Annotated in this window: 18 protein-coding genes; 11 read left to right on the top strand and 7 right to left on the bottom strand. The window is 59.4% G+C overall.

All coding sequences use genetic code 11. The annotated features are described in order from the left end of the window. Positions 1 to 559: 559 nt before the first annotated feature. Positions 560 to 1807, bottom strand: coding sequence for a YeeE/YedE family protein (locus C8P63_RS04795; protein WP_425437240.1), 1248 nt, complete (start codon positions 1805 to 1807; stop codon positions 560 to 562). Between the two features lie 295 nt (positions 1808 to 2102). Between C8P63_RS04795 and C8P63_RS04790 the strand changes: the two genes are divergently transcribed. Both C8P63_RS04790 and trxB read left to right on the top strand, forming a co-directional pair. Then, complete coding sequence (locus tag C8P63_RS04790; protein ID WP_108022209.1) at positions 2103 to 2426, top strand: ArsR/SmtB family transcription factor; 324 nt, start codon at positions 2103 to 2105, stop codon at positions 2424 to 2426. A 140-nt stretch (positions 2427 to 2566) separates the two neighbouring features. After that, complete coding sequence (gene trxB / locus C8P63_RS04785) at positions 2567 to 3517, top strand: thioredoxin-disulfide reductase (protein WP_108022189.1); 951 nt, start codon at positions 2567 to 2569, stop codon at positions 3515 to 3517. A gap of 184 nt (positions 3518 to 3701) precedes the next feature. On the opposite strand, the gene C8P63_RS04780 is transcribed toward trxB, so the two are convergent. Together C8P63_RS04780 and C8P63_RS04775 are read right to left on the bottom strand one after the other, a co-directional pair. Beyond that, positions 3702 to 5048, bottom strand: coding sequence for a GntP family permease (locus C8P63_RS04780; RefSeq protein WP_108022188.1), 1347 nt, complete (start codon positions 5046 to 5048; stop codon positions 3702 to 3704). Between the two features lie 409 nt (positions 5049 to 5457). After that, positions 5458 to 6228: an IclR family transcriptional regulator gene (locus tag C8P63_RS04775; RefSeq protein WP_146172110.1), complete on the bottom strand. Its 771-nt coding sequence runs from the start codon at positions 6226 to 6228 to the stop codon at positions 5458 to 5460. Between the two features lie 216 nt (positions 6229 to 6444). On the opposite strand from C8P63_RS04775, the gene C8P63_RS04770 reads away from it, so the two are divergent. The 4 genes from C8P63_RS04770 to C8P63_RS04755 all read left to right on the top strand — a co-directional run bounded on the left by C8P63_RS04770 (position 6445) and on the right by C8P63_RS04755 (position 10949). Next, the gene (locus C8P63_RS04770) at positions 6445 to 7392 is read left to right on the top strand and encodes a sugar kinase (protein WP_108022186.1); all 948 of its coding nucleotides are present in this window, start codon (positions 6445 to 6447) and stop codon (positions 7390 to 7392) included. A 31-nt stretch (positions 7393 to 7423) separates the two neighbouring features. Next, complete coding sequence (dgoD, locus tag C8P63_RS04765) at positions 7424 to 8572, top strand: galactonate dehydratase (RefSeq protein WP_108022185.1); 1149 nt, start codon at positions 7424 to 7426, stop codon at positions 8570 to 8572. A 12-nt stretch (positions 8573 to 8584) separates the two neighbouring features. Further along, a complete protein-coding gene (locus tag C8P63_RS04760) occupies positions 8585 to 9241 on the top strand; it encodes a bifunctional 4-hydroxy-2-oxoglutarate aldolase/2-dehydro-3-deoxy-phosphogluconate aldolase (protein ID WP_108022184.1) in 657 nt (218 codons plus the stop codon). Positions 9242 to 9362: 121 nt separating this feature from the next. Then, positions 9363 to 10949, top strand: coding sequence for a PucR family transcriptional regulator (locus C8P63_RS04755; RefSeq protein ID WP_170109506.1), 1587 nt, complete (start codon positions 9363 to 9365; stop codon positions 10947 to 10949). 48 nt (positions 10950 to 10997) lie between these two features. Here C8P63_RS04755 and ald read toward each other — a convergent pair whose 3' ends face one another. After that, positions 10998 to 12122 (bottom strand): alanine dehydrogenase, encoded by a 1125-nt coding sequence (ald, locus tag C8P63_RS04750; protein WP_108022182.1) that lies wholly within the window; start codon positions 12120 to 12122, stop codon positions 10998 to 11000. 313 nt (positions 12123 to 12435) lie between these two features. Continuing rightward, entirely contained in the window at positions 12436 to 13359 is a 924-nt protein-coding gene (locus C8P63_RS04745) for a 1,4-dihydroxy-2-naphthoate polyprenyltransferase (RefSeq protein WP_108022181.1), read from the bottom strand. 262 nt (positions 13360 to 13621) lie between these two features. Here C8P63_RS04745 and C8P63_RS04740 point away from each other — a divergent pair, with 262 nt between their 5' ends. Genes C8P63_RS04740 through menB form a run of 4 tightly spaced genes read left to right on the top strand, consistent with a single transcriptional unit; the run spans position 13622 to position 18447 of the window. Then, the gene (locus C8P63_RS04740) at positions 13622 to 15016 is read left to right on the top strand and encodes an isochorismate synthase (protein WP_245920697.1); all 1395 of its coding nucleotides are present in this window, start codon (positions 13622 to 13624) and stop codon (positions 15014 to 15016) included. Next, on the top strand, positions 15013 to 16785 hold the full coding sequence (menD, locus tag C8P63_RS04735; protein WP_108022179.1) for a 2-succinyl-5-enolpyruvyl-6-hydroxy-3-cyclohexene-1-carboxylic-acid synthase: 1773 nt from the start codon (positions 15013 to 15015) through the stop codon (positions 16783 to 16785). Before C8P63_RS04740 ends, menD begins: the two co-directional genes overlap by 4 nt. Continuing rightward, entirely contained in the window at positions 16785 to 17624 is an 840-nt protein-coding gene (gene menH / locus C8P63_RS04730) for a 2-succinyl-6-hydroxy-2,4-cyclohexadiene-1-carboxylate synthase (RefSeq protein WP_108022178.1), read from the top strand. Before menD ends, menH begins: the two co-directional genes overlap by 1 nt. 4 nt (positions 17625 to 17628) lie before the next feature. Then, a complete protein-coding gene (gene menB / locus C8P63_RS04725) occupies positions 17629 to 18447 on the top strand; it encodes a 1,4-dihydroxy-2-naphthoyl-CoA synthase (RefSeq protein WP_108022177.1) in 819 nt (272 codons plus the stop codon). Between the two features lie 51 nt (positions 18448 to 18498). Here the strand turns inward: menB and C8P63_RS04720 are convergent, their stop codons facing one another. Together C8P63_RS04720 and C8P63_RS04715 are read right to left on the bottom strand one after the other, a co-directional pair. Next, a complete protein-coding gene (locus tag C8P63_RS04720; protein WP_108022176.1) occupies positions 18499 to 18735 on the bottom strand; it encodes a hypothetical protein in 237 nt (78 codons plus the stop codon). Positions 18736 to 18753: 18 nt separating this feature from the next. Further along, positions 18754 to 19245, bottom strand: coding sequence for a glycine/sarcosine/betaine reductase selenoprotein B family protein (locus C8P63_RS04715; protein WP_170109504.1), 492 nt, complete (start codon positions 19243 to 19245; stop codon positions 18754 to 18756). Positions 19246 to 19429: 184 nt separating this feature from the next. Between C8P63_RS04715 and C8P63_RS18970 the strand changes: the two genes are divergently transcribed. Next, positions 19430 to 19603: a hypothetical protein gene (locus C8P63_RS18970; protein ID WP_170109503.1), complete on the top strand. Its 174-nt coding sequence runs from the start codon at positions 19430 to 19432 to the stop codon at positions 19601 to 19603. Positions 19604 to 19624: the final 21 nt, after the last annotated feature.

The following is a 19624-nucleotide window of genomic DNA, read 5'->3' as shown; positions in this document are numbered from 1 at the left end:
TGCACTCACAGAGCACAAGTCTCGCCTGGGTCGCTTCACTCCCGGTCTCGCTATGCACTCACAGAGCACAAGTCTCGCCTGGGTCGCTTCACTCCCGGTCTCGCTATGCACTCACAGAGCACAAGTCTCGCCTGGGTCGCTTCACTCCCGGTCTCGCTATGCACTCACAGAGCACAAGTCTCGCTTGGGTCGCTTCACTCCCCGGTCTCGCTATGCTGTCCTGCAAGGATGGTTGCACTGTCCGCTCCGAATCTTCCTGCTGGGGCAGGGGCAAACGCCTTCGGATGCAACACAGAGAAGCTTTTGCCCCTGAACGCCCTTGCAGGCTGATTCTCCGCTGGGCAGGACAGCAAAGTCGCTATTTCGGGTAAACGCTTCCCTTCTTCTGAGCCTGACAATAAATCACAACGCTTTTATTGGTACCTGTAATGTTTCCGGGAATTCTGTCTTTCATACTCACGCTTTCCATTAAAATCCCTGGTAAAAAGAAGGGGGGCTTCAAAAAAGGCTCCCGCCTTCAGCGGGAGCCTCCCTTTTTTCACTTGTTTTTACCGGGTGTTCAGCAGACGGAATCCTTGGGTTGAGGGTTTTTCATCCCGAAGAGCGAACGGAAGCGAAGCCCGACGAAAGTGCCGATCAACGCCATGACGATCCATGCCCAGCCGTGGAGGCTGAAGGAAGCGATACCGCCGAAGTAAGCTCCGATATTGCAGCCATAGGCCAGGCGTGCTCCATAGCCCATCAGAAGTCCTCCACAGACGGAGGCCAGAGCGATTCGGCCCGGAACTTTCCGGATGGCGTAGGTTCCCGCAGCGGCCGCGGCCAGCATGGCCCCGAGGATGATCCCGAAATTCATGACGCTGGTGGGGTCCGCCAATATCGGTTTTTCCAGATCGGCGGCTTTTTCCCCCGACCAGTACGCCCACTGGGAAACGTCCACACCGAAGGCTGCCGCCACTTTGGATCCCCAGAGCGCAAAAGCGGAAGTGATCCCCCAGGGTTTCCCTTTAATGGTCAGGGTCAGGGCATTCAAACCAGCCAGGAGCAACGCACCCACCCAGAGAGGCCAGGCGCCTCGAAACACCCGAATCCATCCCTTTCCGCTCGGAACGGGTTTGATCACCGGCGGGTTTTTGCGGCGGGCGACCCATATTGTCCATCCGGCGATTCCGGCAAACACGGCCAGTTGCACTGCCAGGGCGCCTCCGTAGCCCAGGCCGGTACTCTCCGCCAGGGAAATGGGAGGAAGGGCGGGAAGGGCGGTCCAGAATCCCCAGTGCCAAGCCCCGATCACAGATCCGGCAATAAAGCCGAGCAGCGTGATGAAGACTGGAGCGCTGCCGCCTCCCACGGCGTACAGGGTTCCCGAGGCGCAACCGCCCCCCAACTGCATGCCGATACCGAAAAGGAACGCACCCACCAAAACACTGACTCCGACGGGGGATACATAGGGTTCAGGTGTCACCCCGAAAAATCCGATCCCGAAAGAGAGAATGGGAGCGAAAAGGAGACAGGCGACGGACAGCATCAGCATGTGGGCACGAAGTCCGGCTCCCTGTCCCACGGAAAGGAGTTGCCGGAAGGCCGAAGTGAAGCCGAACCGGGCATGATAGAGGGTGTATCCGAGTAGAAGTCCGATTCCGAACAAACTCCCCTGTGAAAGGCCTTGAGTCTCCAGAATGGCGGAACCCAGGATCCAAGCGGTGAGGAGCGCAAGCCCCAGCACCGAGATCCGTGCGGACGGCAGGCCGGGGCGGGCGGGCTCCCGTTGTCCGCTCAGGGGTTGGGTATGGGTGGACAACGACACGATATAAAACCTCCTTTTCCGATTATATTAGTCGGGAATTGGTTATTATTTGTATATCATACATGAACTTTTTTTCGGTGTAAATAAGGATACGCCGACCCTCGGTTCCCCGGATGAAAGTCCGGGAGTTTCTGCAAAATAAGAAAAATCCCGAAGGGGTGGATGCCATCCACCGAAGGTCATTTTCAACAAGTCCCGCAGAAAAACGCGTGGTGGGAACACACCCTCTCTTTTCCCATGGTTCCTTTGACAACAATATAAGAATATGCTTATATATAGGAGTGAGGTGGTGGTCATGAACTTCTACCAACTGGCGGACTGCCACAAGGCTCTTGCCGACAAAACCCGGCTCCGCATCCTCGCTCTCCTCAAGGAAGAAGATCTTTGCGTGGGCGAGTTGGTCGAGATTCTCAAAATGTCCCAACCGGCGGTGTCCCAACATGTTCGGAAGCTGAAAAACGCGAAGCTGGTCAAGGAACGGCGGCAGGGACAGTGGGTGTACTACTCATTGGACGGGAAAGAGTATCCCTTCCTGGATGCATTTCTCCAAACCCTGCCGGACCAGAGCGGGGAAATCGAGCGGTTGAAGGCGGAAGGAAAGAAAGGGATCTGCAACTGAGTGCGGAAATCGGGGATTGAAAGACCGAAACAGAGGGAATGGAATTCGCGGAAACGGAACCGGATCGTGATCCAGTCTGCAACAGACCCGTTGAACACAAACCAAGACACACTGGAAAGGTCAGGAGGTTTTTGATTCCTATGCGCAAAGTGATCATTCTCGGAACCGGACCGGCCGGACTGACGGCCGCCATCTATCTGGCTCGGGCCAACATGAAGCCGCTGGTCATCGAAGGTCAGGAACCCGGGGGGCAGTTGACCACCACCACGGATGTGGAAAATTTCCCGGGGTTCCCGGACGGAATTCTCGGTCCGGAACTGATGGACAATATGCGGAAACAGGCGGAACGTTTCGGGGCCGAATTCATGCGGGGATGGGTGACCGATGCGGACCTGTCCCAGCGTCCTTTCAAATTGAATGTCGAAGGGGAAGGGGAGCTGGAATGCGAGGCCCTCGTCCTTTCCACCGGCGCTTCCGCCAAATTGCTGGGCATCCCCGGCGAAAAGGAAAACATGGGGCAGGGGGTCAGCACCTGCGCCACCTGTGACGGTTTCTTCTACCGCGGGAAGAAAATCATTGTCGTCGGCGGTGGTGACTCCGCCATGGAGGAAGCGACCTTCCTGACCAAGTTCGCCTCCGAGGTGACCATTGTCCACCGTCGCGACCAGTTGCGCGCATCCAAGATCATGCAGGACCGCGCGAAAAGCAACGAAAAAATCAAGTGGGCGATGAACCGGGTTCCCGTCGAAGTGGTCACGAAAGAAGAAGGTGGCATTAAGGGACTGAAAGTCCGCAATAAAGAGACCGGCGAAGAAGAGCTGTTGGAGACCGACGGTCTGTTCGTGGCCATCGGCCACCGTCCCAACACCGATTTTCTGAAGGGACAGTTGGATTTGGACGAACTGGGCTACGTCAAAGTGGCTCCCGGCACCACCCGGACCAGTGTTGAAGGTGTCTTTGCCTGCGGAGACGTCCAGGATCACGTCTATCGTCAAGCGATCACCGCAGCGGGCACGGGATGCATGGCGGCGATGGACTGCGAAAAGTATCTGGAAGGGGCAGCCACCATCGACTGGAGCCAGGCGCTCTGATTTTAACGTCAAAACCGGCGGCCTCGATGCCGCCGGTTCTTTTTTTTGGCTTCATTTCGCTGTTCTCCACCGTGCGAATGGATCCACTCCGTCTGAAGAGGGAATTCCACTTAAAAACTCCCGCGCACCGAGTGCGCGAGAGTTTTTCCAAGGTTATTTCAGCGGGATATCCATTGTTATTGAATCAGAAGCAGAAGCTCAGAAGGAATACCACGGCGAATCCGACCAGGGCGATGATCGTTTCCATCACGGTCCAGGAACGGAGGGTATCCCGTTCGCTGAGGCCGAAGAAGCGGTTCACCATCCAGAAGCCGGAGTCGTTGACGTGGGAAGCGATGGTGGCACCGGCGGCGATGGCAATCACGACCAGGCCCAATTGGGGGCCGGCGAGACCGAGCGCTTCGTTGATCGGGGTCATCAGGCCGGCGGCGGTGATCATGGCCACCGTGGCCGAACCCTGGGCCACACGGATGATGCTGGCGATCAGGAAGGCGAGCAGGACCGGAGGGAGGCCGGAGTCTTTCATCATGGATCCCAGCATTTCCCCCACGCCGCTGTCGATCAGCACTTGCTTGAAGACACCGCCGGCCCCGGTGATCAGGATGATGATTCCCGCCGGTTCAAGGGCTTTGGTGGCGATGGATTGGACGTCTTCCTTCGTGTAGCCCCGCAGTCGCCCCAAGGTGAAGAAGGAGAGAAGCGTCACCAGCAGGAGTGCGGCGAAGGGATGGCCGATGAAGGTGAGAATGTTGCGGACAGAGTTGCCCTCCGGAAGCATCACGCCGGAGAGGGTGTTGCCCAGGATCAACACGAGCGGGAGCAGAATCAGGGTGAGGATCAGCGAGAAGCTGGGCAATTCCCTGCTGGTGTCGATCTCGTGCTTGTCGGCCCTCATGTATTCCGGCTCCGCCGCATGGATCTTGTCAGCGATGTAACGGCCGAACAGCGGCCCGGCGATGATGGTGGCCGGAATCCCGGCGAGCAATCCGAAGAGGATCACCCAACCCAGGTCGGCGCCGATGATGTCGGCAACGGCGATGGGACCGGGTGTCGGCGGAATGAAGCTGTGAGTGACGGCCAACCCCGCCAACAAGGGTATCCCGTAGTACAAAAGCGATTTGCCTGTCTTTTTACCCAGGCTGTAAATGATCGGAATCAGGATCACCAAAGCGACATCCAGAAAGACCGGAATGGAGACGACGAAACCGGTCAGGGCGAGAGCCCACTGAGCCCGTTTCTCTCCGAAACTGGCAATCAGGGTCCGGGCGAGCCGCTCGGCTCCGCCGGAGACTTCCAGCATGCGGCCGAACATGGCACCCAAACCGATGACCACGGCCACGAAGCCGAGAGTGCCGCCCATGCCTTTCTCCACCGATTCGATGATTTTGTTGACGGGCATTCCGGACAGAAGACCGAGGACGAAGCTGGAGAAGAGAAGGGCGACGAAGGCTTGCCACTTCGATTTCATCACGAGGAACAACACCAGCAGGATACTGACTAACGCACCGATAAACAACCATGATGATGACATGAAATCTTCCCCCCCTCGTTGTAAACGCTTACGTTTCTGTATAAGAAACATCGTTTCTTTAATCTGTGATGAGTATATCATTGGATGAATTCGCTTTCAATCCCTTTCCCTCTTTAAAAATAGTGATTTCTTGGGTTCGGACGGAGAGAGGGGCGGTTGCTCCCTCCAGAAGCGTTATGAAAAAGTGAGCGGCAGCATTTCCCCAAAGCCGCTCCGGGTGCACTCACAGAGCACAAGTCTCGCCTGGGGTCGCTTCACTCCCGGTCGCGCTATGCACTCACAGAGCACAAGTCTCGCCTGGGGTCGCTTCACTCCCGGTCGCGCTATGCTGTCCTGGGTGTGTCCGCAGGAAGTGAACCACAGCCAATTCCTTCGGTCTCCCTTGGGGTGCTTTGGACTTTGAAATAAGTTACAATCGTTCCAGAATATTCTTTTGGCATATTTTCAGAGGCGGGAGGTATTTGAGCAACACCCCGTCGTCCATTCGGTAACGCGGGGCGCTGACGCTGACCGCCCCGAAGATGCGGCTCCCTTTTTCCAGGGGGACGGCGATGCAGCGGACTTCCTCTTCGTGTTCCCCGTCATCGATCACGTACCCCCGTTTCCGGATCGTTTCCATCTCCCGGGTCAGGGCGGACGGGGAAGAGAGGGTGTTTTGCGTATAGGAGCGCAGTTTGGTCTCTTCCAGATACCGGGAGAATTCTTCCGGGGAAAAACAGGAGAGGATGGCCTTTCCGAGCCCTGTGCAATAAAGCGGGGCAGTCAAACCCACGCGGGAATACATCCGAACCGCCCGTCGGCTTTCCAGCTTGTTTACGTACACCACCTGGTGGCCGTCGGGAACCCCGAGGTGGACGGTTTCCCCGGTTTCTTCGTTCAGCGTTTCCAGAAACGGGGCCGATACCTGGACGATGTCCATCCGGGACAGGGAGTTGTGGGCCATTTTGATCAGTCCGATCCCCAGGCGGAAGCGGGCGTCCCTTTGGGTTTTTTCGACATAACCCACGTGGATGAGGGTTTGGAGGAGTTTGTGGACGGTTGATTTGCCGATGCCCGTTTTTCGTGAAATTTCACTCACTCCCAGCGGGGAATCGCTTCCGGAAAGGCATTGGAGAATGGCAGCCGCCTTCAATACAGCTGTTCCGTAAGCCGGTTTCATTTCTGAAGATTTGCCGTTCAAGGTGTTCACCACCCGGTCATGAGGATCGTTCCATGAACCCTCCGTGGGTGGAAAGCCTCCCACGGAAGGAAGTCTCACTTCACGAAAGCGCTTTCCCTCTTGCAAACGAGGAACTTTCCTTGTACATTACGATTATAGCAAAAAAGAAACAAAGTTTCCAAGTAAGAAACGATTCCGGATTGAATGAGCGTGGAACCGGATGGAAGGGGTGGAAGGATGGAAGTCGTTACGTTCGGAGAGAGCATGGTATTGATGGATCCGGACCGGAACGGACCGCTGGAGCATGTCCATCGGTTCGAAAAGAGGATGGCGGGGGCGGAGTCCAATTTCGCCGTGGCTGTGTCCCGCCTGGGACATCGGGTGGCGTGGATCAGTCGTCTGGGGAAAGATCCCCTGGGGCTCGGCATCTATCGGAACCTTCGCGGGGAAGGGGTGGATGTGAGCGGGGTGATTTTTGACGACTCCCGTCCGACGGGCCTTTACTTCAAGGAACGGAAAGGGGAGGGCGGGACACGGGTCTACTATTATCGGGCCGGATCGGCGGCCAGTGCCCTGACACCCGGTGATGTCCGTCCGGAACGATGGTCCGGGGCCCGGATCCTGTTTGTGACAGGGATCACTCCGGCTCTTTCCGACAGTTGCCGCGAAGCCGTTTTTTCCGCAGTTGACGAAGCCCGGAACCACGGGGTATCGGTGGTCTTCGATCCCAACTATCGGGCGAAATTATGGGGGGAGGACGAGGCGGGGCCGATTCTGCGGGAGATTGCCGCCAAGTCGGACATCGTGTTGCCCGGTGTGAATGAAGGACGCCTGATGACAGGCTCCGATGATCCGGAGGTCATTGCTTCGACCCTCGTCGGGCTCGGGGCGGGACAAGTGGTGGTCAAGCTGGGACCGGAGGGAGCCTGGTACCGGGCGGGCGGTGAGAAAGGAAAGGTGAAAGGGTTTTCCGTTCGTCAGGTGGATGAAGTGGGGGCGGGGGACGCGTTCGCCGCCGGTTACGTATCAGGTCTGTTGGACGGTCTGCCGACTCCCGAGGCCGTTCGCCGCGCCTGTGCGATGGGTGCCTTGGCCGTGACTGGTCCGGGAGATTATGAAAACCTGCCGCTCCGGGAGGAGTTGGAGCGGTTTATGTCCGGAACCGGAAAAGAGACGCTCCGTTGATGAACGAATATCGGGAATTGGAGGATGGAGAATGAAAATCACCGAGATTGAGTTGTTTACCGTGCCGCCGCGCTGGCTGTTCCTGAAGATATCCACCGACGAGGGAATCACGGGATGGGGAGAGCCGGTGGTCGAAGGGAGAGCCGACACCGTGGCCGCCGCCGTACGGGAGCTGGAGCCCTGTCTGATTGGCAACGACCCCTCCCGGATTGAAGATTTGTGGCAGGTTTTATACCGGGGCGGGTTTTATCGCGGCGGACCGGTCATGATGAGTGCCATCGCCGGCATCGACCAAGCCCTGTGGGACATCAAAGGCCAACGGTACGGACTTCCCGTCTATGAATTCCTGGGCGGGGCCGCCCGGGAGAAGGTGAGGGTCTATTCCTGGATCGGGGGAGACCGTCCGACGGATGTGGGTCGTGCGGCGGCGGAGAAAAAAGAGCAGGGTTTCAACGCGATCAAGATGAACGCTTCCGGGGAAATGAACTATATTGATTCTTTTTCCAAAGTGGAAGCGATCGTGGAGCGGGTGGCTGCCGTACGCGAAGCGACCGGTCCCGATTTCGGCATCGCCGTCGATTTTCATGGCCGCATCCACCGGGCGATGGCCAAGGTGGTGGCCAAAGAGCTGGAACCGTACCGTCTGATGTTCATCGAGGAGCCGGTCTTGCCTGAAAACAACGAAGCACTCCGGGAAGTGGCCCGCCACACCTCGACGCCGATCGCCACGGGGGAGCGCATGTATTCGCGCTGGGATTTCAAAGGGTTGTTGGAGGATGGGTACGTGGATATTATCCAACCGGATCTTTCTCACGCCGGCGGGATCAGTGAAGTGAAAAAGATCGCCGCGATGGCCGAGGCTTACGATGTGACCGTCGCCCCCCATTGTCCTCTGGGCCCCGTCGCCTTGGCATCCTGTCTGCAGCTGGACGCATGCACTCCCAACGTATTTATCCAGGAGCAGAGCCTCGGCATCCATTACAACCAGGAGAGCGACTTGTTGGACTACCTGGAGGACCCGACGGTTTTCCAGTACGAGGATGGTTATGTGGCCATTCCGGAAGGACCGGGGTTGGGGATCAGGGTGGACGAATCCGTGGTCCGGGAAGCCGCCCGCAGGGGTCACAAGTGGAAAAATCCGATCTGGCGCAACGCCGACGGCACCGTAGCCGAGTGGTGAGGAGGGATTCCGATGAGTGAAGCGTTTCTGCCCGTATTGGAAAAGGTCGGCATCGTCGCCATCCTGCGCAACGTCCCCGCCGGAAGCGTCCGTGAGACGGCGCGGGCCCTGTATGACGGCGGGGTGAGCGTCATGGAGGTCACCATGAATACCCCGGGAGCCCCTGACATCATACGGGAGCTGAAAGAAGAGTGGGATGACCGGATGCACGTCGGGGCCGGAACCGTGTTGGATCTGGAGGACGCCGACCGCGCCCGTGAAGCGGGGGCCGCTTTTTTCATCACGCCCAACCTGGACGTGGAGGTGCTCCGGTTCGCGACGGAAAACGCGATCCCCGTCATCCCGGGGGCGATGACTCCTACAGAGGTGGTGAAAGCCCACCGGGAGGGGGCTGTCATGGTGAAGGTTTTTCCCGGCGGTTCGCTGGGTCCCGCCTATATCAAAGACCTCCGGGGACCGCTCCCCCACATTCCGCTGATGGCGGTGGGAGGAGTGGACGAGACCAACGCAGCCGATTTTTTGCGGGCCGGAGCCCGGGCATTGGGCATCGGTTCCAGCCTGGTCGATCCCCGGCGGATCGCGGCCGGGGACTTCGGAACGATCCGCGAGCGGGCCGCCCGGCTTCGCGCGATCGTCGACGGGTTCGCGGGAGATTCATTGTCAAAATGAAGAGGCGGTCCGCTTCTCTTTGATGGAAGAAAAGGGATCGCAGCCAAGCCCGGACATCCTCCCACCCGGCGCTGAAACTTGTTACAATGGAGCCAATGGGATCAACGGGAGGAAAGGGAATATGAAGGGGACGGAATCCCTGACAGTCGCGGAAATACTGGAACGCCCCCTGTTTCGGCACGCCAAGGTGGTGGCCGGTGCCGACGGGTTGGACCGTCCCGTTCGCTGGGTCCATGTCCTGGAGATTATGGACGGATCTTCCTATGTCCATGGGCATGAGATGATCTTGATGACGGGTGTGGGACTGGGGCGGGACAAGGAACTGAAAGTGAAATACATCCGGGAATTGGTGGAAAGCCGGGTGTCGGCCCTGTGCATCGAGCTGGTCCATCGATATGTGCAGCTCCCGCGGGAGATCATCCGGTTTGCCGATGAACACCGCTTTCCCATTATCGTGTTTGAGAAAGCGGTTTCATTCATCGGAATCACCCAGGATATTCATGCGTATCTCATCAATCGCCATCACCATCAGCTTCTCGCGCTGGAACGGGTATCCAACCAATTCCTTCAATTGACTCTCCGGCCGAAAGGGGTGACCCGCATCCTGCAGCTGTTGCACAAGGAGATCCAATGTCCGGTATGGTTGCACGATCATCTCGGGGAAGACATCGCGTATCCGGAACAGCGGCCCATGCCGGAGACGGCCTCGCTGATCCGTCAACCCATCGTGGCTCTGGATGTCCATGTGGGGGATCTGTACGTGGATGCGGGCGACGAACCGCCGGAGTTTCTGAAACTGGTGTTGGACCGGGCGGCCACGGCCATCGCCCAGGAATTTTTGCGCAGAATCTCCCTGGAGGAAAGGCGGTTATCCGAGGGGCGTCAATGGATCAACGACCTGATTTCCCGGGGGGAGGCCAAACTTCCCTCCGACCTTTGGTCGGGGATTCAAGCCGGTCAACGGCTCGTGATCGCGGCAGTGGACGGCCGCCCCCTTCCCTCAGAAACCGGGTCCTCCGGTCTGTCGGACCAGGAAAAGAGCATTGCCGTCCTGCAATGGGTGCGATCCGCTTCACGGCTGTTCGGACCCTTGGGATTCCAGACCTGGATGTCGAGCCGGGGGAAGGATCGGGTGATGGTGTTGTTGGATCGCGGGGGGGCTTCCCCGTCCCGATTGACGGATCGGCTGCGGGAGGGGTTTCATCGTCTGTTCGAGGAGTTAAATACCACGCCGCCGGCTTCCCGCTATCGGTGGGAAGTGGGGGTGAGTCATGCTTTCCTCCGGACGGAACAGGCCCCCCAGGCTTGGCAGCAGGCGGCTCTGGCTCTTACCATTCCGCGGGAGGAGGAAGCTGAAGAGGGAAAAGTCATCTGCTACGATGACCTCGATTCATGGCAGTTGTTTTTGCAGGTGCCCTCTTCCGTTCTCGGCGGGTTTGTGGAGATGCAACTGGGGGCGTTGCTGGACCATGACCGAAAAAACGGGACCCAGCTGGTGAAGACGCTGGAAGCGTTTCTGAATGCCCGTCAATCCAAACAACAGGCGGCCAAGGATCTGTTTATCCACCGCCAAACTCTGTATTACCGGCTGGACCAGATTGCTTCCCTGCTCGGAGAGGATTGGGAACATCCTTCCCGTCGGACCGCACTGGACATGGCTCTGGCCGCCCACCGGTTTTTAACGGCCAGGGAAAAGGGGCGGCCGTAAAAAAACCCGACGACGGTGAATCCGCCGCCGGGTTTTCGCTTTTGTCCGTCAGGAATGAGTCGTCGTGCCAAAAAGAACTTCTCGGGGAGAGGCGAATTCCAGATCGAAGGCGTCGGCCACGCCTTCACAGGTGATCGTTCCTTTTGCCACGTTGACACCCTTTATGAGAGCGGGATCCGTTTCCGGGTTCAGCCCGTGGTTGGCCAACTTCAACACATAGGGAAGCGTGGCGTTGGTAAGGGCGAAGGTGGAGGTGCGGGGGACCGCTCCGGGCATGTTGGCCACGGAGTAATGAACCACCCCGTTCACGGTGTACGTCGGGTCGTCGTGGGTGGTGACCCGGTCGGCCGTTTCGATGCATCCGCCCTGGTCCACGGCCACATCCACGACGGCGCAACCGGGTTTCATTTGGGAGACCATGTCCCGGGTGACCAACTTGGGCGCCCGGGTACCGGGGATCAACACCGCCCCGATGACCAGGTCGGCGTCCCGCACAGCCTGCTCCACATTGAACCGGTTGGACATCACGGTCCGGACGCGGCCGTGGAAAAGGTCGTCCAACTGGCGCAGGCGCTGGCCGTTGATATCCAGGATGGTCACTTCGGCCCCCAAACCCACGGCCATTTTGGCCGCCTGGGTTCCCACCATCCCACCGCCGATGATCGCCACGCGGCCCGGGGGGACGCCCGGGACCCCGCCCAGCAGGATGCCGCTGCCGCCCTGGGGCTTCTCGAGGCAGTGTACACCCACCTGTACCGACATCCGGCCGGCCACTTCGCTCATCGGGGCGAGGAGCGGCAACGATCCGTTTTCCAGCTGAACGGTTTCGTAGGCAACCCCGGTCATGCCGGACCGGACCATGGCTTCGGTCAGCGGCCGGTCCGCCGCGAGATGGAGGTACGTGAACAGCAGTAGATCCTCCCGGAAATAACCGTATTCTTCCTCCACGGGTTCTTTCACCTTCAGCACGAGGTCCGATTCCCATGCTTCCTCCACGGTTCCCATTCGGGCGCCGGCCCGGACGTATTCTTCGTCTTCAAAACCGCTTCCGGTTCCCGCTCCTTCCTGAATCACCACCTGGTGGCCCGCATCCGTCAGGGACTGCACCCCCGCCGGAGTGATGGCGACCCGGAACTCCCGGTTTTTCACTTCTTTGGGCACTCCGATTCTCATATGGCAACCCCCCTTGTTTTTGCCTTTACGATCAAATTATCAAAAAATGGGGGCGGTTTCGTCAGACAAAGTGTATGAGATCCGGCAAGGGAATTTGGACAGCTCTGTCGGATGGTCCACGCACCGGCTGGAGGGAGATCACCGACCGCTGCGGGCGGTGCCCGCAACGGTTGGTTTCCGACGCAGAAGTTGGATCATCAAGCGGTTTTGTCATCCGACGAGGAAAGCCTTTTCCCGTTGGATTCACCGGTCAGGCGGAAGCTTTATAAAAAACGGGATCCCTCTCCGAAGGGAGAGGGATCCAGAGGCTTTTTCAGCCGGTATATTGTCCCAGGAACAATCCCAGCGCGAGAAGGAAACCGAACAGAGTGTTTACCTGGGCGGTGAACTTCATGGCCGGCATCATTTCCGTGTTCCGGGTTTTTCCGGTGAAGCCGCGGACTGCCTGAACCGCCTTGGGAAGGCTGATGAAGACCAGGAGGAGCCAGGGGCTGGCTTCCCCGGTCAGAACAAGGATGAGGATCCACAGGTAAGCGACGGCGAACATTCCGCCCAGAAACCGGACGGCTCCTTCGTGACCCAGCAGAATGGCCAGAGTTTTGCGGCCGTTTTTGGCGTCGCCCTCCCGGTCGCGGATGTTGTTGGCCATCAAAATGGCCCCCACCAGAATGGCGATGGGGATGGAGATCAGGATGCTCTCCATGGTGACGGTTCCGGTCTGGATGAAAAAGGCGATCAGGATGATTCCCAGACCCATGAACAGGCCGGAGCTCACCTCCCCCAGAGGTGTATAGGCGATCGGGACCGGTCCCCCCGTATAAAAGTAGCCCGCCGCGATGCAGAAGGAACCGATAACGGCCAGCCACCAGCTGGTGTTCATGCAGATGTAGACACCGAGGAGGACGGCCGCCGCGCAGAAAGCGACGGCGATGCCCATCACGGTTCGGGGGGAGACCTTATGACGTACGATGGTGCCGCCGATGCCGACGGACTGTTCGTTATCCAGTCCGCGTTTGTAGTCGTAATACTCGTTGAACATGTTGGTGGCCGCCTGGATCAGGATGGAGGCGGTCAACATGGCCAGAAACAAAAGAAGATCGATCCGGTGGACCGGAAAGGCCAGTGCCGTCCCGATCAGGACGGGGATAATGGAAGCGGTCAGAGTGTGGGGGCGCAGCAGTTGCCACCATACCCGCCAGTTCCTCTTTGGCCTGATCGTCGGGGATTGCCGGTTCATTGAGGTTTTCTCTCCTTCCAACGGAATCCGACAACATTATACCCCCAATCGCCGCCGGACTCCACACCGGGTTCCTTTTGAATCGGTAGAAAAGAATGGGGAATTCCGGTATACTGGATTTGCGCTTGTATCAGGAAATCGGACATATCGAGCGATAAATCGACGAACACCGTACCCGGGTGCACGTTTTGCCCGGGTTCGCCGACCCCCGGGGGATGAGGGGGCCGGCGGGAGACGGATGGGGGGAACGACCGTGTCGACCATGAAACAATTGGACAACCTTTCCGGGCTGAAGGAAGGGGCGGCCCGGGCCCGCCGGGAAAACCGGCCGGTTCTGGTCAGTCGAACCGCCGGGATTCCCAGCTTGGATCCCCTCTCTTTTTTTGCGTCCGGAGCCAGATGGGGTGCGAGAAACTTCTGGTCCGATCCGGATCGGGAATTGACCCTGGTCGGAGTGGGAGCCGCTTGGAGAGCGGAGGCAGTCCCGATGGAAGACCGGTATCGGGCGGTGGAGCGGGAGTGGGAAGAACTGCTCGCGAACGCGGTCCGGGAGCCTGCCGATCCTCCTCGGGGAGCGGGCCCTCTGTTGTTGGGAGGCTTTTCTTTCGATCCCCTGAGGACGGAGACGCCCCTGTGGGAGGGGTTTTCCGAAGCCTCTTTTATCCTTCCCCGGTTCATGCTGAGTGTGCGGAAGGAGAGGTGCCTGCTGACGGTGAACGCCCGGGTGGAACCGGGGGACGACCCGGAAGAGATGGCGGAAGCGCTCGCCGAAGAGGAAGAGGAATTGATACGCACGGCCGCCACCCTCTCCGTGGCTCCTTCTCCCTCTTCCTACGACGCCTTTGAAGTGGAACCGGAGCGCTGGAAGGAATCCGTTTCCGAAGCGGCCCGCCATATCCGGGAAGAGAACCTGGAAAAAGTGGTGCTTGCCAGGGAACTTCGGCTCCGTTCCGAAGAGCCCTTTGCCGCCGCTGTCATATTGAAGCGTTTGCAGCAACGGCAACCCGGCAGTTTTCTTTTTGCGATGGAACGGAGCGACGCATGTTTTCTGGGAGCTTCACCGGAACGTCTGGTCAAAAAAGACGACGACCGTCTCTATTCCACCTGTCTGGCGGGGACGGCCGCCCGGGGAGCCACGCCGGAGGAAGACCGGAAACGGGGGGAGGAACTGCTGGCCGACCCCAAGAACCGGGAAGAGCACGCCGTGGTGGTTCACATGATCGCGGAAGCCTTCCGGGAAGGGTGCGGGGAAGTGCGGGTGCCCGACACCCCCACGCTCTATCGGGTGCGGGACGTCCAACATCTCTTCACTCCCGTCGAAGGAAGATCCAAACCGGATACCACCCTCCTCGCGATGGTGCGGCGCCTCCATCCCACTCCCGCCATGGGTGGATACCCGCAACAAGCGGCCCTGGACCGGATCCGGGAAACGGAGGGGATGGATCGCGGCTGGTACGCCGCCCCGCTGGGTTGGCTGGACTTCCGGGGAGACGGGGAGTTTATCTGCGGGATCCGTTCCGGTCTTCTCCGGGGACGGACCGCTTCCCTCTTCGCCGGTTGCGGAATCGTCGGGGATTCCGATCCCGACAGTGAGTATGAGGAGACCCGCATGAAGTTCCGGCCGATGTTGTCGGCGCTGGGAGGGGAGGGCCGTTGAATCCGACGGAGGGGTTGACGGCTTATGTGGGGGCCTTCGTGGATGAGTTGGCACGCTCGGGACTGGAACATGCGGTGGTCAGTCCCGGCTCCCGCTCAACCCCGTTGGCGATGGCGCTTCAGGCCCACCCGAAACTGAAGATATGGATCCACGTGGATGAACGGTCGGCCGGCTTCTTCGCCTTGGGGCTGGCTAAGGCCCTGGGGAAACCGACAGCCTTGTTGTGCACATCGGGAACGGCTGCTGCCAATTATTTTCCGGCGGTGGTGGAGGCGAACCTGGCCCGCGTCCCTTTGGTGGTCCTGACCGCGGACCGTCCCCACGAACTGCGGGATGTAGGGGCGCCCCAGGCAGTGGACCAGCTGGGAATGTACGGTACCCACGTCAAATGGTTCGCGGAGATGGCCCTGCCGGAAGCGAAGGAACCGGTGCTCCGGTACGCGCGCACCTTTGCGGCCCGGGCGGTGGGGACGTCCATGGCGGGGCCGATGGGTCCCGTTCACCTCAACTTCCCCTTCCGGGAGCCGCTGGTTCCCGATCTCGCCGCCCCCTCCCTTTGGGAAAGGGCGGCGAGGGGGGAGGCCTCCGCTCCCTACGTCCGGGTGGAGTCCGGTCAGCGCACCCTCCCCTCTGAGGAACTGGACCGATGGGCCAAGGAGCTGTCCGGAATGGAGCGGGGACTGATCGTCTGCGGTCCCCAGGACGACCCCCGCCTGGGCGAGGCTGTCCACCGTCTGGCTGGGGCTCTCGGGTTTCCGGTGCTGGCGGACCCACTCTCCCAGCTCCGGAGCGGTCCCCATTCCAAAGAGTGGATTCTGGAAGGGTACGACGCCTTTCTGCGGGACCGGGAAGCAGTGGAAACGCTGGCTCCGGAAGTGGTGATCCGCTTCGGGGCCATGCCGGTTTCCAAAGCCTATTTTTTGTACTTGAAAGCTCATCCGGAGTGCCGTCAGATTGTGGTGGACCCCGACGGGGGATGGCGGGAGCCCTCCCTGTTGGCGACGGACATGGTATATGCCGACCCGGTCGGTTTCTGCGAGGGTGTGGTCAGCCGCCTGGGAAGCGACCGAAAGGAACTTCCCTGGTCCCGGTTCTGGAAGGAACTCAACCGGGAAGTCCGGGAAATTCTGGCCGAGGAGACACGGAAGGACGTTCCCTTCGAGGGGCGGATTTTTCCGGAACTGGCGGAGCTATTTCCGGACAACGGGCTTCTTTTTGCCGGAAACAGCATGCCGGTGAGGGATATGGACTCTTTTTTCTTCAACACCTCCCGGTCGATCCGGACAATGGCCAACCGGGGGGCCAACGGCATTGACGGGGTGGTTTCCACCGCCCTCGGGGCCGCCGCAGCGGGCAACCGGATCACTCTGGTGCTGGGGGACCTTTCCTTCTATCATGACCTGAACGGTTTCCTTCCGGCCAAGCGGTACGGGTTGGACGCCACCGTCGTGGTGGTGAACAACGAGGGGGGTGGCATCTTTTCCTTTCTGCCCCAGGCCGGTCAGGCGGAGTCTTCCACATTTGAAACCCTTTTCGGCACACCGGTCGGTCTGGACTTCGCCTGTGCGGTCGAAATGTATGGAGGCCGGTTGGAACGACCGGACTCCTGGGAAGCCTTCCGCCAAGCTTACATCAGCAGCCTGAATCAGAAAGGGCTGACAGTGATCGAGGTGCGGACGGACCGGGCGGAGAACGTCCGCCTCCACCGGCGCATTTGGGACCGAATCGCCCGATCCGTCCGCTCCCGGCTGAAAGAGGGGGACCGATGATGCGGATGGAAGTCGGCGGTGTCCGCTACCGGGTGGAAACGGACGGAGAAGGCCCCGCCCTGCTTCTCCTGCACGGCTTTACCGGGTCCGTCAAGACTTGGCAGCCTTTTCGATCTTCCTGGAATCGTCACGTCCGGACGGTGGGGGTGGACCTCCTTGGACACGGCGGAAGCGACGCACCCTCCGACCCGGGCCGTTACGCAGTGGAGCGGGTGACGGAGGATTTGGCTGAAATTCTGGACCGGCTGGAAATCCGGCGGGCCCATGTGTTGGGATATTCCATGGGCGGCCGCCTCGCGCTCTCTTTCGCCCTCTTGAGGCCGGAGCGGGTGGAGTCGCTGATCTTGGAGAGCAGTTCTCCCGGCCTTTCGTCCCGGAAAGAACGAAAGATCCGCCGGGAACGGGATGAAGCCTTGGCCGGGCGGATCGAACGGGACGGAGTGGAGGCTTTCGTCCGGTATTGGGAGGAACTTCCCCTCTTTGCCACCCAGAAACGCCTGCCGCAAACGGTCCGGCGGGCGATCCGGGAGGAGCGCCTCGCCCAGCGGGCCGCGGGACTGGCGGGCAGTCTGCGGGGGATGGGGACCGGAGTGCAGCCTTCTTGGTGGGATCGCCTGGAGGAACTGCGTGCTCCCGTCGCCCTCATCACCGGGGAAGAGGATCGGAAATTTTGCCGGATTGCCGCGGCGATGGAGGCGCGTCTCTCCCGGGTCCGCCGGTATACCGTTCCGCGGGCGGGACACGCAGTCCATGTGGAACGGCCCCGCCTTTTTGATACAATAGTGCTGGAATGGATTCAGGGAAATATGGAAACTTCTTTGAGCACAGAGGGAGGATGACACAGTGTCTGTAGAATGGCAAACGGTGCGCGAGTACGAAGACATCCGGTATGAAAAGTACAACCAGATCGCCAAAGTAACGATTAACCGCCCGGAAAAGCGGAATGCGTTCCGCCCCCAGACCGTGATGGAGATGATCGACGCTTTCTCCCGCGCCCGGGACGACGCCGAGGTGGGCGTCATCATTCTGGCAGGGGAAGGGGACAAAGCCTTCTGCTCCGGCGGCGATCAGAGTGTCCGCGGTCACGGTGGCTACGTGGGGGATGACGAGATCCCGCGTCTCAATGTTCTCGATCTGCAGCGCCTGATCCGAACCATCCCGAAGCCGGTGGTGGCCATGGTATCCGGTTATGCCATCGGCGGGGGTCACGTGCTGCATGTGGTCTGCGACCTGACCATCGCCGCCGACAACGCCATCTTCGGCCAGACCGGCCCCAAAGTGGGAAGCTTTGACGCCGGATACGGTGCCGGTTACCTCGCCCGGATCGTCGGTCACAAAAAGGCCCGCGAAATTTGGTACCTGTGCCGCCAGTACAACGCACAGGAAGCGCTGGAGATGGGACTGGTCAACACCGTGGTTCCACTGGAGAAGCTGGAAGAAGAGACCATACAGTGGTGTGAAGAAATGCTGGAGAAGTCCCCCACCGCCCTCCGCTTCCTCAAAGCCTCCTTCAATGCGGACACCGACGGTCTGGCGGGTCTGCAGCAACTGGGCGGGGATGCCACGCTTCTCTACTACACCACCGACGAAGCCAAGGAAGGCCGCGATGCCTTCAAAGAAAAACGGAAGCCGGACTTCGGCAAGTTTCCCCGGTTCCCGTAACCCGGCCCATGCAAACAGACCTTTCCCGTAACCGGGAAAGGTCTGTTTCGTTCAGGCAGGAGGCACTTCGATCATTTCTCCCCTGGTTGCAGTTTCAAAGGCATCCAGGCATTGGAGCAGGGCTTGATATTGTTCGTCCGGTTGACCGGGCCGACCGATCGGTGCCCCCAGTTTGTGGGGGAAGAAAACGGAACGGGGCACGCCCAGCTCCCTGGTGGATTCCGGAAGAAGGGTCACCATCACGGTTGAGATCCCCTTTCGCTCCAGCTCATGTGCGATCAGTCCCACGGACCGATGACAGTATCCTCAGGCCGGGGTCAGGATGGCCAGATCCACCTGGTCATTCATCAAATGCCGGGCGACTTCCGGGGCTGTCCCGTTCACCAGCGGAGTCGGATCGGGAATCCCACCGCTGAAACTGAAATGGCGGGGAGCCACTTCCCCGATCTTTCCCTCCCGTTCCAAGCGCTTAAGGTTGGCGAGGGGAAACATCACTTCCGTATCGATGTCCACATCCCCATGATCGTAAAAAAGATGACTGACCACGGTGCTGTCTGAGGAGGCGTCGGACGGGATCGTTCTGTAAGAACAATCTCCTTTGGGGTTGTTCAAGTCGAAGGGAGGGTGATGTTTCAAAATGAGGCCACCCGACGTAATCAGTGCCACTTTGCTTTCTTTGAGGGGTTTTTTTAACGGAGTCCAAGGGATTTTCTTTTTCCATTTCCGACTTTCATAAGCGTTCAGTCGGTCGTAGAGTTTGGGCCATTTCTGCATCGCCCATCGAACGAACCGGGCCAAAACCTTCTTGGGTCGACTGACGGGCGAGGAAGATCGAATGTCAGTAATGGACTTTGCACCTCCTTTATTAAAATTTAACATCAACTTTCCGGTGAAGAAATTAAAAAATGATGGGCATGGGTACACATCCCCGCCGAACAGACCATACAAATAATCCAACCATGGTAAAAGGGGATGGATTGAGATGTACGGGATGGTTCCGCCGCCTTATCACGGCCACCGGAGGCTTGCCCCGCACCGGGGGGAGACGAGTTTTATTCCGGAGTATGCGAAAAAAGCCCTTCACGAGCACCTCACCCTGATGCGGCAGGTCAACCAAAAGTTGGACCGGATCGAATCCCTGCTTCGGCAGAAGTGATTGAAAACCGCCCCGTTTTTG

It is taken from the genome of Melghirimyces profundicolus, assembly GCF_003054245.1.
GTDB classification, from domain to species: domain Bacteria; phylum Bacillota; class Bacilli; order Thermoactinomycetales; family DSM-45169; genus Melghirimyces; species Melghirimyces profundicolus.
The sequence above is the reverse complement of the archived record's forward strand: the minus strand, read 5'-3'. Positions and strand labels throughout refer to the sequence as shown.

Excerpts from the sequence above, each read along its gene's own strand:
- C8P63_RS04745 (WP_108022181.1), bottom strand. The coding sequence starts at position 13,359 with ATGAACCGGCAATCCCCGACGATCAGGCCAAAGAGGAACTGGCGGGTA.
- C8P63_RS04790 (WP_108022209.1), top strand. The coding sequence starts at position 2,103 with ATGAACTTCTACCAACTGGCGGACTGCCACAAGGCTCTTGCCGACAAA.
- C8P63_RS04755 (WP_170109506.1), top strand. The coding sequence starts at position 9,363 with ATGAAGGGGACGGAATCCCTGACAGTCGCGGAAATACTGGAACGCCCC.
- C8P63_RS04740 (WP_245920697.1), top strand. The coding sequence starts at position 13,622 with ATGAAACAATTGGACAACCTTTCCGGGCTGAAGGAAGGGGCGGCCCGG.
- C8P63_RS04770 (WP_108022186.1), top strand. The coding sequence starts at position 6,445 with ATGGAAGTCGTTACGTTCGGAGAGAGCATGGTATTGATGGATCCGGAC.
- dgoD (WP_108022185.1), top strand. The coding sequence starts at position 7,424 with ATGAAAATCACCGAGATTGAGTTGTTTACCGTGCCGCCGCGCTGGCTG.
- trxB (WP_108022189.1), top strand. The coding sequence starts at position 2,567 with ATGCGCAAAGTGATCATTCTCGGAACCGGACCGGCCGGACTGACGGCC.
- C8P63_RS04760 (WP_108022184.1), top strand. The coding sequence starts at position 8,585 with ATGAGTGAAGCGTTTCTGCCCGTATTGGAAAAGGTCGGCATCGTCGCC.
- C8P63_RS04780 (WP_108022188.1), bottom strand. The coding sequence starts at position 5,048 with ATGTCATCATCATGGTTGTTTATCGGTGCGTTAGTCAGTATCCTGCTG.
- C8P63_RS18970 (WP_170109503.1), top strand. The coding sequence starts at position 19,430 with ATGTACGGGATGGTTCCGCCGCCTTATCACGGCCACCGGAGGCTTGCC.
- ald (WP_108022182.1), bottom strand. The coding sequence starts at position 12,122 with ATGAGAATCGGAGTGCCCAAAGAAGTGAAAAACCGGGAGTTCCGGGTC.
- menH (WP_108022178.1), top strand. The coding sequence starts at position 16,785 with ATGCGGATGGAAGTCGGCGGTGTCCGCTACCGGGTGGAAACGGACGGA.